The 12897-nt window shown below is 72.3% G+C and carries 8 protein-coding genes; all 8 read right to left on the bottom strand.

What is annotated here, in order from left to right:
* Positions 1–8: 8 nt before the first annotated feature.
* The 8 genes from AC1DU4_RS12320 to AC1DU4_RS12285 all read right to left on the bottom strand — a co-directional run bounded on the left by AC1DU4_RS12320 (position 9) and on the right by AC1DU4_RS12285 (position 12877).
* Positions 9–1433: an aldehyde dehydrogenase family protein gene (locus AC1DU4_RS12320; RefSeq protein ID WP_477840164.1), complete on the bottom strand. Its 1425-nt coding sequence runs from the start codon at positions 1431–1433 to the stop codon at positions 9–11.
* Positions 1434–1462: 29 nt separating this feature from the next.
* A complete protein-coding gene (locus AC1DU4_RS12315; protein WP_477840162.1) occupies positions 1463–2587 on the bottom strand; it encodes an NDMA-dependent alcohol dehydrogenase in 1125 nt (374 codons plus the stop codon).
* A gap of 117 nt (positions 2588–2704) precedes the next feature.
* Entirely contained in the window at positions 2705–6889 is a 4185-nt protein-coding gene (locus AC1DU4_RS12310; RefSeq protein ID WP_477840160.1) for a TIGR02680 family protein, read from the bottom strand.
* A 12-nt stretch (positions 6890–6901) separates the two neighbouring features.
* Positions 6902–8332: a TIGR02678 family protein gene (locus tag AC1DU4_RS12305; protein ID WP_477840158.1), complete on the bottom strand. Its 1431-nt coding sequence runs from the start codon at positions 8330–8332 to the stop codon at positions 6902–6904.
* Positions 8329–9780, bottom strand: a complete 1452-nt coding sequence (locus AC1DU4_RS12300; RefSeq protein WP_477840204.1) for a TIGR02677 family protein — start codon at positions 9778–9780, stop codon at positions 8329–8331. The genes AC1DU4_RS12305 and AC1DU4_RS12300 overlap by 4 nt, the downstream gene beginning before the upstream one ends.
* Positions 9781–9980: 200 nt before the next feature.
* Positions 9981–10685, bottom strand: a complete 705-nt coding sequence (locus AC1DU4_RS12295; RefSeq protein WP_477840156.1) for an MspA family porin — start codon at positions 10683–10685, stop codon at positions 9981–9983.
* Positions 10686–10820: 135 nt separating this feature from the next.
* Complete coding sequence (locus tag AC1DU4_RS12290) at positions 10821–11963, bottom strand: MFS transporter (protein ID WP_477840155.1); 1143 nt, start codon at positions 11961–11963, stop codon at positions 10821–10823.
* Entirely contained in the window at positions 11960–12877 is a 918-nt protein-coding gene (locus tag AC1DU4_RS12285; protein WP_477840152.1) for a PAC2 family protein, read from the bottom strand. Before AC1DU4_RS12285 ends, AC1DU4_RS12290 begins: the two co-directional genes overlap by 4 nt.
* Between the last annotated feature and the right edge of the window lie 20 nt (positions 12878–12897).

Genomic DNA, 12897 nt, shown 5'->3' with positions numbered 1-12897 from the left:
GACGAGCGTCAGAACTGGATGGACTTCGTCTCCAGGAACTCGGCGAGGCCGTCGGGTCCGAACTCGCGGCCGTTGCCGGACTGCTTGTAGCCACCGAACGGTGCGTTCAGGTTGAACGCACCGCCGTTGACCGCGACCTGACCGGTCCGCAGGCGTCCGGCCACCGCGCGGGCCCGGTCGACGTCCCGCGACCACACCGCGCCCGAGAGGCCGTAGTCGGTGTCGTTGGCAATGGCGACGGCCTCGTCCTCGGTGTCGTAGGGGACGATCGAGAGGACCGGCCCGAAGATCTCCTCCCGGTGAATCGTCATGTCCGGGGTCACATCCGAGAACACGGTCGGCTTGACGTAGTACCCGGCCGGCAGTCCGGGGAGCGGTCCGCTGCCGCCGGTGAGAAGGGTGGCGCCCTCCGCCACGCCGCGGTCGATGTAGCCGCGGACGCGGTCCAGTTGCGTCTTCGAGACCAGAGGGCCGAGCACGGTTCCCGCGTCGGCGGGTTCGCCGACGGCGACCGACTCCGCGGCGGCCTTGACCGCGGACTCGACCTCGGCGAGCCTGTCCCGGGGGACGATCAGGCGCGTCAGCGCCGAGCAGGTCTGGCCGGAGTTGAGGAACGCCATCTGCACGGCGTGCGGCACGACCGCGTCGAGGTCGGCGTCGGGGAGCACCACGTTGGCGCTCTTGCCGCCGAGTTCGAGGGTGACCCGCTTGACGGTGCGGGCGGCCAGTTCGCTGACCCGGGTGCCGGCGCGCGTGGACCCGGTGAAGGACACGAGGTCGACGTCTGGGTGCGAGGCGATGGCCTCGCCGACCACCGGTCCGGTGCCGCTGACCAGGTTGAACACCCCCTTGGGCAGGCCGACGGCGTCGACGATCTCCGCCAGCAGCCAGGCGTCGAGCGGCGCCACCTCGCTGGGTTTGACGACGACGGTGTTGCCGGCGGCGAGCGCGTAGGCGACCTTGCCCGCGATCTGGTGCAGCGGGTAGTTCCACGGGGTGATCGCGCCGACGACCCCGACCGGTTCGCGGACGATGAGCGAGTTGCCGCGCGCGGTCTCGAACTCGAAGGACTCGGCCACCTCGGCGGCGTGCAGGAAGCTGTTGATCGGCATCGGCACCTGCACCGCCGCCGCGAACGAGAGCGGGGACCCCATCTCGTCCGAGATCGTCTGCGCGACTTCGTCTGCGCGGTCGATCAGGCCCTGCGCGACGGCCCGCAGGTAGGTGGCGCGTTTGTCGACCGGGGTGTGCCACCAGTCCTCGAACGCGGCCCCGGCCGCGGCGACCGCGGCGTCCACGTCGGCGGGCGTGCCGTCCGGAATCGCGGCGATCACCTCCTCGGTGGCGGGGTTGAGGACGTCGATGCTCGCGGTTCCCTGGGAGGGGACCCACTGCCCGCCGATGTACAGCTGGTCGAAAGGATGTGTGCTCATGTCTGCCTGCTCCGTTGGTCGGTCGGCGGTCAGTAGTCGGCGTCGGTGAACTCGATGACGCCGCGCAGGTTCCTGCCTGCCAGCATGTCGTCGTAGCCCTGGTTGATCTCCTCGAGCGTGTACGTCCGGGTGATCAGCTCGTCGAGTTTCAGCGCGCCGCTGCGGTACTCGTTGAGCAGGGCCGGGATCTGAGTGCGCGGCCCGATGCCGCCGAAGATCGCGCCCTGCAGGCGTTTCTGCAGCAGGGTCAGCTCGAACAGGCTCAGGGTCACGTTGGTGTCGGCGTAGTCGCCCATGCCGACCACCACGACGGTGCCGCCCTTGGCCGTGATGCTCATCGCGGGCGCGATGATGTCGCCGGTGATCTCGCCGACGGTGATGACCGTGACGTTGGCCATCTCGCCCCAGGTGATCTCGCCGATCGTCGCGGCGGCCTCCTCGATGGAGGCGAAGGCGTGGGTGGCGCCGAACCGGATCGCCTCGGTCCGCTTGAACTCGACCGGGTCGATCGCGACGACGAACCGGGCACCGGCGGCGTGCGCGCCCTGGACGGAGTTGATGCCGACACCGCCGACCCCGACCACCACCACGGTGTCGCCGACCTTGGTGCCGCCGGCCTCGGTCGCCGATCCCCACCCGGTGGCGACGCCGCAACCGAGCAGCGCCGCCGACTTCAGCGGAATGTCGTCCTCCACCTTGACCAGTGACGCCTGGTTGACCGTGATGTAGGGGGAGAAGGTGCCGAGCAGGCACATCTGCGTGAGACCCACGCCGTCCTGGGTGACCCGGTACGTCTTGTCGGCGATCGAGAGCCCGGTGAGCAGTCCGGCGCCCTCGTCGCAGATGTTCTGCAGACCCATCGAACACGGCTTGCACACGCCGCAGGCCGGGATGAACGCGGTGACGACGTGGTCGCCCTCGGCGAGCCGGCTGACGCCCCGGCCGACCTTCGTGACGATGCCCGCGCCCTCGTGACCGCCGACGACGGGGAAGGGGACCGGGCTGTGCCCGGTGCGCAGGTGGTGGTCGGAGTGGCACATCCCGGAGCTGGTCAGGCGAACCTGGACCTCGCCGTCCACGGGATCCCCGAGGTCGACCTCCTCGACCTTCCAGTCCTCGCCGACACCGCGGAGTACAGCTGCCTTGGTCTTCAAGATTGCTCCTTCTGTGGCCCAGCTCACATTGTCGTGATTGGGCCACGTTAGGTGCAGTGGGTGACCTGTGTCACGTGCGCCGCGCCACGGGGCCGCGTGAGCTGCGCGAGGAGCCGCCTACGCCGGCGCGAACTCGAGCCCTCCCTCGGCCGGTGCGAGCATCCGCCGGCGCAGCGGCGAGCCGAGCGCCTGCGCGAGGTCGGTGCCGTCGTGCTCGGCCAGCAGTTCGCCGCCGGACCACACCAGCAACGCGGCGCTCACGGTCTGCTCCGCCGTCGAGTGCGCCAGGTCGTAGTGCGCGCACCCCGGGACCCCGGCGTAGGTCACCCACAGGTCGTAACCGGTCATGAACAGGTCCAGGTCGAACTGCACGCTCAGCCCGAGCAACTCGCTGCGGCCGTTGTCGTCGACACCCGCGAACGCCTCGTCGAGCCCGAGCAGCCGGGGGGAGTGCGGGTCGGCGGACGAGAGCATCACGTGCGCCGCCGCGAACAGGGGCAGGTGCAACGACACCGACTGCTCGCCACCGGAGAGCGCGCCGTGCCGCGCCACCGTCAGCCGGTCCTCGCTGCCGTCGCCGCCGATCAAGGTGAACGAGAACACCCGCCAGCGGCGGTAGTCCAGGGCCGTCGACAGGATCTCCGGGTAGGACCGCTCGGGGTGCGCGGCCCGCGCGATCCGGATCTGCGCCGCGAAATGCGCACGCATCGTGGCCAGTTCGTCCGGGCCGAGGCCCGACGCGTCCCGGTCCAGCAGCTTCGAGATGGCCCGCGAGTTGTCGTCGAGGTTGTCCGCCAGCACCCAGTGCACACCGATGGTGCTGCCGGAGGACATGCGCCGCTCGCGCATCTCCGCGCCCATCTGGCCGATCAGCTCGCGGGCGTCGACGGTCCGCTCGTGGATCTGCTGCGCCAGCCCGGTCAGCAGCGCGTCCTCGAGGATGCGCCGTTCGGACTCGGTGAGCAGCTGCTCCTGGTCGGCCCGCGCGCCGCCGATCCGGGCCGCGAACTCGCCGATCGAGGAGTAGCCCTGCTCGTCCTGCACCCGCACCGTGGTCAGTCCGTCGGGTGCGTCCCACTGCAGCCGGTAGTCCTGGCCGGCCGCCGCGAGTTGCGCGTCGAAGTCCTGCAGCGCGGAGGTCAGGGCCGTCCGGGTGGCCTTGCGGGCGCCGTCGCTGACCTTGACCGACGCGGTCGCGTCCGCCATCGCCGAGTGCAGCGCGTGCACCTCCGGCGGCAGCACCGACGTCCCCGAGCCGGGGCCGTCCTCGTTCTGGATGCGGTACACCAGCTGGTCGGCGCTGAGCCACGCCGCCGCACTCGCGGGCCAGGAGTGGGTGTCGGTGACGCCGATGAGCTCGAGTAGGTCACGGCGCGCATAGGGGGCGAGACGGTCGGCGTCGGCGCGGGCCTCGGTGAGCGCGCTGCGCAGGGTCTCGACCGCGGTGTGGTGGGCGCCCGCGGACTTGCCGATCTCCTCGACCGCCGAGTCGCTGGCCTTGCGCGCCGCCCGCTGCTCGACCTTGCACTCCTCGATCCGCGCCCGGGCCTTCTCGAGGTCCGCGTCGATCTGGTCGGCGTTCGCGCCGAGCAGGTCCCGGAGCATGTCCAGCCGCTGCACCTGCTGGGCGTAGCTCTCCTCCGCGATCGCGGACTCCTCGGCATGCTCCTCGGCGATGCCGCGCGCCTCGGCGTGCCGGTCGTCGGCCTCGCGCAGGTGCTCCACCTCCTTGGCGTGCTCGCGGCGGCACCGCAGCACCAGTTCGCCCTGCTTCTCGAAGTGCCCGATGGCGGCCGCCAGGGAGTCGAGGTCCCGGGCCAGGTGCGGGGTCCGGTGCGCGACCGCGGTGGACCGCAACGCCTTCTCCTTGGCGCCGAGGTCGGCGATGGCCTGGTCCAGCTCCCGCTGCAAGGACGCCGCGGCCTCGGAACGGGTCCGCAGCGCGCCCGCCGACTCCGTCACCGCCTTGAGCGCGGCCAGCACCGGGGTGGCGCGCGGCAGCGACTTCGCCGCCGCTGCCACCGCCGTGATCAGCTCGGCCGTTCCGCGTTGGGTGTGCAGGGCGGCCTCGCGGGCTGCCTCGGCGGCCTCGAGGGCGGCGTCCAACTCGGCCAGCCGCAGCTCGCGGCGCCGCGCCCGGGCGGTCGCGCCGATGTACTCGGCGTCGGTCTTGGTGTGGCGGCCCTGCTGCACGCCCTGCCAGAACCGGCCGTCGTGTCCGACCGCGACGGCTGTGTCGGACGAGCCGGACTCGTCGCCGGCTGTGCGCAGCGAGATCGACGCCAGCAGCGCCTCGACCCGGCCCTCGGGAACACCGGCGTCGGCCTCGACCAGCAGCACGTCGGCCAGCGTCGGGCCGTCGGGGCGGCGGTCGGCGGGCAACGGCACCAGGTACTGCTCGGACGCCTCGTCCGGTGCCTCGTCGTCGCCGCACACCCAGCCGTCGAGCAGGTTCGCGGCCTGCAGCGCCGACTCGACGCCGGCGGCGACCGCGGGGTCCACGTCGTCGGCGAACCGCACCAGCCGCCACAGCGGGGCGCCGGACAGGTGCTCGCGCGAGCCGGTGCGGGCCGCGAAAGCCGGTGGTGCATCGTCGCTCTCGGCGGCGATCCGGTCACGGTCGGCGGTCAGTGCGGCCACCGTGGCCGCCGCCTGCGCGGCGTCCGCGCCGGCCTGCTGACGCCGGAACCGGACGGCGTCGAGGCCCTCCTCGGTGTGCTCGGCCAGCAGCGCGGCCAGGCTGGGGGAGTCGTCGTCGCCGACGTCCGCGACCGCGTCGTGCAGGGCCACGAACATCTCGCTCGACACCCCGATCGACRCATAGGTCGCGGAGTTGCGGGTCCACCACGTGCGCAGCGCCTTCGCGCACTCGGACCGGGCCAGCTGGGCGCCGGCCTCGGCCTCCACGACGGCGGCCCGGGCGGCGTCCAGCAGCTCCCGGCCGCGGTCCGCGGCGCGGTCCGCGCGGGTGCGTTCGGTGCTCGCCTTGTCGACGGTGGCCAGTGCCTCCCGGACCACGCGGACGTCGCCGTCGCGCTCCTCGGCGTGCGCACGCACGGCGGCGGTGAGCTGGTCGGTGCGCGCGGCGTCGGGCAGCGGCGTCCAGACGATGCCGGCGTCCTCGGCGGCGGACTGCAGTTCGTCCTCGGCCCGGGCCAGGGCCGCGGTGGCGGCGGAGACGGCGGCGGCGGAGCGGTCCGACTCGCCGGCCCGCTGCTCGAGGCTGGCCTGCGCCTTGCGGGCCTTGTCCGACTGCTGCTCGGTGGAGAGCTTGAGCTGCGCGACCACCGCGGCCAGGTCGTCGAGTTGCTGCTTGCCCTCGTACGCGCCGGAACGCTGCAGCGTCTCGAGGTCGGACCGGCTCTGCTCGAGGTCGCGTTCGGCGGCGGTCAACCGTTCCTCCGCCGCGAGCCGCTCCTCCTGGCGCCGGGCCTGCAGGGCGGCGGCGTCGAACAGCGTGCCGATGCCCTGCTCGACGGACTCGAGCCGCCGGGAGACCTGTTCGACGTCGGCGCGGGCCTGCTGGCGCAGGTACTTGCGGTACACCGTGACGAAGTCCTGTGCCGCCTGGTCGGCCGCCGCGAGACCCTCGAGCGCGCGCCCCACCTCCTCCATGTCGCTGAAGGACCGGGCCGCCTCGAGCACCAGATGCTCGTCGAGCGGCCGGAGACCGTCGGTCAGGGCCTGGGACAGGCCCTTCGGGTCGAGGTTCTTCGCCAGCTGCGGTCGGCGCAGGGTGAGGATCAGGTTGATCAGCTGGTCGTACCGCTCGGCGCCGAGGCCGAAGAGCCGGGCGTCGATCGCGGCCCGGTAGTCGGTGGGACGGTCGGTGAGCGCGTCGGTGCCGAGCTGGTCGGCGAGCTGGCGCTTGGTGAGCGGGCGGTCGTCGCTGCCGAGCAGCGAGAAGTCCACTCCCACTCGGCCTTCGGCGACGAAGTGCCACCGGGTGACCTTGTCGTTCTGCCGGGTGGCGCGCATCCCGATGCCCACCGTGACGGCCTCCGGGTCGTCCTGCGGCCCGCGGGCGAACTCCATCCAGACGTACGAGTGCGCGCTGTCCTGTCCGCGGTAGAGCAGGTTGGACTTCATGGTCCGTTCCTCGCCGGCGAACGGGTTCAGCCGGCGGGGCTCGATGCGACCGTCGAGGACGAACGGGAACAGCACCTCGAGCGCCTTGGTCTTGCCCGAGCCGTTGGGCCCCCGCAGCACCAGCCGCCCGTCGGCGAAGGAGAACTCCTGGTCGCGGTAGTCCCACAGGTTGATGATCCCGGCCCGGGTGGGACGAAAGCGCGCGCGTGCCATGCGAATCTGCCTCTACTTCTCTGCGGGGCTGGGGTCGGTGGAACGGAACTGCGGGGAACCGGACTGTGGCGAGCCGGGGTGCACGTCGAACAGGTCGGGCTGGGCGGCGCGCTCGCGCACCGTCACCACCACGCCGCGGTACCGCGCCAGCGCGGGCAGCGCCAGCACCCCACCGTCGGTGCGCCGCACCAACATCTGCTTGTCCAGCAGCTCGACCGCACGGCGCCGCAGCCCGTCCGGGTCCGCCTGCCACTGCGCCGCGAAGGTGCGCCCGAACCGTCGGACCAGCTCGGCCACCGCCGCGTCGATCCAGCTGTCCTCGATCAGCGGGTACCGCGGCGGCTCCCGGTACTCGGTCTCGGCCGCCACGGCGTCGGTCTCCGGCTCCTCCGGTTCGTCCGCGAGCCCGCGGAAGATGCCGGCGTCCGGGATGGCGGAGTCCAACTGCGCCACCAGGTCCGAGTGCCGGGACTCGGGCAGCGGCAGCCGCACCGGCTCGGGGGCATCGGGATCGAGCACCCGGTCCGCGATCTCCCCGGCCAGCAGCAGGGCCACCTGCGCGACGGTGCCGGTGCTGGGGAACCTCAGGTCCGAGAGCCGGCCGGACGAGTCGATCAGGGTGATGCCCTCGGCGCGGCGCTCGGCGACCAGACCGGTCAGCTTCTCCACGTCCGCGGCGGTGCGGGGCAGGGCCAGCTGGAGGGCCTCGTCGTCGTCGAGCTCGGCGGCGTACACCACGGGCCGCTCCACCAGCGCGCGGCGCACCCGGCGGGCGGTCTCCCGGACGTCCGTGGCGTGTTCGGCGTTCGGCGGCGCGTCGGCACCGCCGGCCACCAACCCCTCGACGGACACGAGGTGCTGCAGTGCCCGGTGCGGCCGGAACAGCGCCACCACCACGGAGCGGTCGATGTCGTAGAGCGCTTCTCCCGCAGCGGGATTCGCGGCCCACCCCGTGGCGTCGCCGTCGGCGAGGGCGATCGCGCCGCGGGCCGTGAGCCACCCGACGGCGTCGACGAAGGCGTCCCGGTCCGCGGCCCGCTCGGTGGACAGGTCGACGCCGTCCACCTGGGCGGCGTCGGCGGCGACGTGGTCGGCGAGCTCGGAGAGGGTGATCTGGTTGCCCGCACGTCCCAGGGCCGCGAGGCACAGCGCCAGATAGGCGTACCGGTGCCGGTCGAAGTCGCGGTCGGTGCCGGTGCGGGCGGGGGTGGTGGCGTCGAGCCGGTCCGCGACGGTGAACAGCCGGGCCGTCGTCTCGGTGACCTCGAGCCGGTACCCGAACAGCTCGAGCAGGTCGTCGCGCAGTTCGGTGGCCCAGCGGCGCAGCAGCGGCAGCGCCACCCGGTCCGGGTAGGTGGCGGTGACGAGGTGGTTGGCCAGGATCACCCGGGCCGCACGCTGGTAGGAGTCCAGGGCCAGCGGTGAGATCTCGTGCGCCCTCACTGCACGCTCACCCGCAGCCCGTCCAGGTGCAGGCTGCCGCGTGCGGTGCGGACGGTCGTCGACTCGGTGTGCGGGGTCAGCGTCAGCCGCACCCCGCTGTCCGATCCGGTGGAGCTGGCCACCCGGCCGCTGACCGGCACCCGCGCGGTGAGCGCGGCGTTGAGCAGGCTGAGCAGCACCTGCGTCTCCTGTTCGTCGAGGGTCCGCTCGTAGACGCCGCCCGCGGCGAGGGACGCGGCGGCGACGCTGCGGGCCCGCTGCTGGTCGAGTTGACGCTCGCGGAGACGGCGGATGCCGGCGTCGTTGCGCTGCACCCGCCCCGGCAGGCCGGTGGAAGGCGTGCGCCCGGTCTCGGCGAGGGTGCGGGAGATCTCCACCGGCGGCGCGTCCCACCAGGACCGCGACTGCGGGATCACGTCCGCGTCGGGGTGCAGCATCGACAGGTGCCGGGGCTGGCCGAGGTCGAATACGGACCGGTACAGCGCGTGCGCCGCGTCCTCGGTGGGGGTCGCGGCGAACCAGCCGGCGAGGTGGCGCAGCTGGCTCTCCCGGCTCACCCCGCCGCGGCGGGTCTCGGTCACCCGGCGCAGCAGCGCGAGCACGGCCGCGATGGCGCTCATGGTGCCCTCACGCAGCCGCTCGGACTCGCTGAGTCCGGCCTCGGCGGCGACGAACCACTGGGTCAGGCCGCGCCAGCGCGCGGCCCAGTCCGCCTCCCGCTCCTCGACCGGCAGGAACATCCGTTCGTCGCTCGCGGCGGCCCGGGCGAGCAGCCGTTCGATGCCGGTTGCCTCGACCTCGGCGATGGCGTGCGCGATCTTCGGCGCGTAGCGGGCCAGGTCGGAGCTGAACTCCCGCATGTGGGTCAGCAGTGCGTCCTTGTGCGTCAGGAACGACTCCGGGGTGATCTCGGTGGTGCGGACCAGGTCGCCGAGCGTCAGGTAGAACTGCGCGGCCCGGGCGGCCATCTCGGAGAGCGTCGAGTCCAGGCGGTTGAGCTTGCGGTAGATCAGGTCGCCGTCCGCCGTGCGGTTGGCCTCCGCGAGTTCGTTCATGTCGGCCAGCAGGTCCGGCAGCGCCAGGCGGGAGAGCGAGGCGTCGTCGCCGCGGGCGCCGAGCACGTCCTCGACCGCGCGGAAGGTCTGGTAGCCGAGCTGGCTGAACTGGTAGACGAAGTGCCGGTTGCGGTACTCGGCGAGGGTCGCGGCGCGGGAGCCGTCGTAGCTTCGTTCGAGCACGCCCCACTGGTGCAACTGTTCGAGCAGGGGGCCGATCTCCGCGGCCGTCAGCCGGCCGGCGGGGTCGTCTGCCGCGATCGTGGCCAGCCGGTCGGCAACCTCGGCGCCGTGCAGGAGCACCACGTAGTTCGCCCGGGCATGGTCGAACGCGCGCAACACCCACAGGTAGTCCGCCCGCTTCTCCGCGGTCGCGAAGGAGAACAACCGCAGCCGGTCGTCGCGGACGAACGTGTCACGGGTTGCCAGGTCGGCGGTACCGGAATCGCTCACCGGGAACAGCCTAGGGGAGCGGGACACTCGCGTGGTCAACCGGCAGGGAGCGCGTGTCCCGGGGCGGGTCGACGGCCCGGAAACGCGGCGCGTCCCGGGACCGTGACGGTCCCGGGACGCGGTCGGACACCTTCGGGTGGCTACAGCGGGACCGGCATGCCGTAGGTCATCACGATGTTGCCGTCGGCGGTCTCGAGCCGCGCGTAGGGGCGGATCGTGGTCTGCCCGATCGCTCCGGAGACGCTGCCCTGCACCCCGCCGATGCGGATCTTGGCCGCAGGTCCGTCGAACTCCTTGTCCTTGACCACCGGGACGTCGGTGATGCCGCCCGGCTGGAGGTCGAAGATGAAGTTCTGCTGCGGGATGATGTCGCCGAGAAGCTCACCGCGGTTCTCGAACCCCAGTCCGAGCGCGAAGTCGTCGGTGAGGTCGCCGAGGACGATGCCGTTGGTTTGCTCCAGTTCGAACCCGAGGCCCGGAGTGTTCAGCTGGATGGAGGCGCCGGTCAGGGCGACCGGGTAGCCGACCTGGTAGCCGAAGGTCAGCTTGCTGCCCCTGGCGTCCGCGGCGCCGGGACCCTCGATGCGGGCCTGCGCGTAGCCGTTGTGGAAGAACTCCCGGCTCAACGGTGAACTGTCGAGCGGCGCGACGGGCTGGATCGAGGTGTCGCCCTGGCTGACTTCGAGCCGGTTGCCGTGGTCGTCGAAGATGCTGTTCGCGTTGTCGACTCCTGCGGACGAGGTCCCGCCGCCGAGCGTGATCCCGAGCAGTGCCGCGCCGGCAACGGCGAGCGCGCGGGTGGCAACTACCTTGCGATTCCGACGTGGCTTGCGATTATCCGTCATGAAATCATCATCCGTTCGGTCGCGTTCCGAGGTGCCCAGCACCTGGTCACCAGTTCAATGATGGATCCCCGATCTTGGTCAGACGTTAGTGGATGACGGCCGAGTGCGCGCGCCTTTGCACACCGGACCCGCCGGTCAATTCCGTTCCGGTGCGGCGGTGTGTCCGTTTCGCGGCATCAGCAGCGGCGCCAGCACCGCGAGCGCCGTCGTCGGCACCAGGAACGCCGCGGCCGGGCTGACCGAGTAGAGCGGCGTCAGCAGCAGCGGGGCCAGCGCACCGCCGCCGAACCTGAAGGCCTGCACCACCGACACCGCGCCACCCCGGTTGGCGCCGGTGCCGGCGAGGATCGAGGCGTTCACCCCGACGAGGACGAGCTGCGAGGCCGCGCCCGCCAGCGCCCAGGCCACCGCGACGACGGCGATCGAGCCCACCAGTCCCGTGGCGATGACCGTCGCGGCACCGCCGATCGAGCCGACCAGCACCGCGGTGCGCGCGCCGTACCGGTCGATCAGGTCGCCCACCGGCCGCGCGGCCAGCATGCCGACGATGCCGAATCCGGTGAGCAGCAGCCCGCGTGACGCGGGTTCGAGGCCGAATGCGTCCTCGGCCCGGAACGCGATCAGGAAGTTGACGCCACCGAGGGCGCCCCAGCCGAGCATCGACACCACGCCGATCCGCAGCACGGTCGGCTCGAGTGCGTCCCGGAGCCGGGGCGGCGGGCCGGTGGTCGCGTGCTCGCTGCTGGCGGGCAGGCCCGCCGCACCCAGCGCGAGCGCGACCGCCGCGATGACGACGAAGGCCAGTCGCCACTCGAACTCCGCGGCCAGCCCGCCGACGATCGGCGCGGTGGTCATGCCCGCGGCCTGCAACGCACCGAAGGTGCCCAGGGCCCGGCCCAGTTTGGCGCGCGGGGTGACCGCGGCCAGCGCTGCGAGCAGCAGCGGCGTGGTGAAGGCGTTGCCGGCGCCCTGCAGCACCCGCCCGGCGAGGAACACCTCGAAGGTCGGGGCCAGCGCGCACAGCAGCGAGGCGAGTACATAGCCGCCGTAGGCGACCCGGACGGTGCGCAACCGGCCCCACCGGGCCCCGTAGGTGCCCGAGACCAGCATCAGGGCCGCGAACGGCAGCAGGTACGCGGTCACCGTGGACGCCGCGGTGGCGGCGCTGACACCGAGGTCTGCGCCCATCTCGGGCAGCATGCTGATGACGACGCCACCACCGAACGGACCGAGAAAGCCGCCGGCGTAGAGCGCGCCGCGTTGAAGTCGAGATCTCACAGACCGCCGAAACTCCCAGGCCCACGCCGCCGCAGGTACCGCTCGAACTCGGCGGCGATGGCGTCACCGTCGATCTTCGAGATCACCTCGGAGATGTCCACCTCCGCGTCGCCGCGTTCCTCGAGCGAGCGGACGTACTCGCTGATCTCCTCGTCGTCCTTGGTCATCTCGGTGATCGACTGCTCCCAGTCCTCGGACTGGGCGGGCAACTCCGCGAGCGGTACCTCGACGTCGAGCACGTCCTCGACGCGCTGCAGCAGCGCCATCGTGGCCTTCGGGTTCGGCGGTTGCGAGACGTAGTGCGGTACCGCGGCCCAGAACGAGATCGCCGGGACCCCGGCCCTGACGCACTCGTCCTGGAGCACGCCGGTGATCCCGGTGGGCCCCTCGTACCGCGTCTGTTCCAGGTTGAACCGGGCCGCCGACTCGGAGTTGTACGCGGTGCCGGTCACCGGGACCGGGCGCGTGTGCGGGGTGTCCGCCAGCAGTGCGCCGAGGATCACCACCGTGCTCACGCCCAGGTCCTCGATGATCTCGAGCAGGTCGTCGCAGAAGCTGCGCCAGCGCATGTTCGGCTCGATGCCGCGCAGCAGCAGGACGTCGCGGTCGCTGCCGGGCGGCGAGCACACCGAGATCCGGGTGGCCGGCCACTCGATCTCCCGGGTCACCCCGTCGACCTGCCGCACCGTGGGCCGATTGACCTGGTAGTCGTAGTAGTCCTCCGAGTCGAGCTCCGCGAGGGGGCGCGCGTCCCAGATCAGCTCCAGGTGCTCGACGGCGCCGCTGGCCGCGTCGCCCGCGTCGTTCCAGCCCTCGAACGCAGCGACCAGGATCGGATTTCGCAGCACCACCGCGTCGCCGTCGGGGGAGGAATGACGGCCGTCGGGCGTGACAGGGGGTTCGCTTGGACTCACCCACCCAGCCTACGACCAGG

Source organism: Rhodococcus sp. P4_F5 (genome assembly GCF_056401315.1).
The sequence above is the reverse complement of the archived record's forward strand: the minus strand, read 5'-3'. Positions and strand labels throughout refer to the sequence as shown.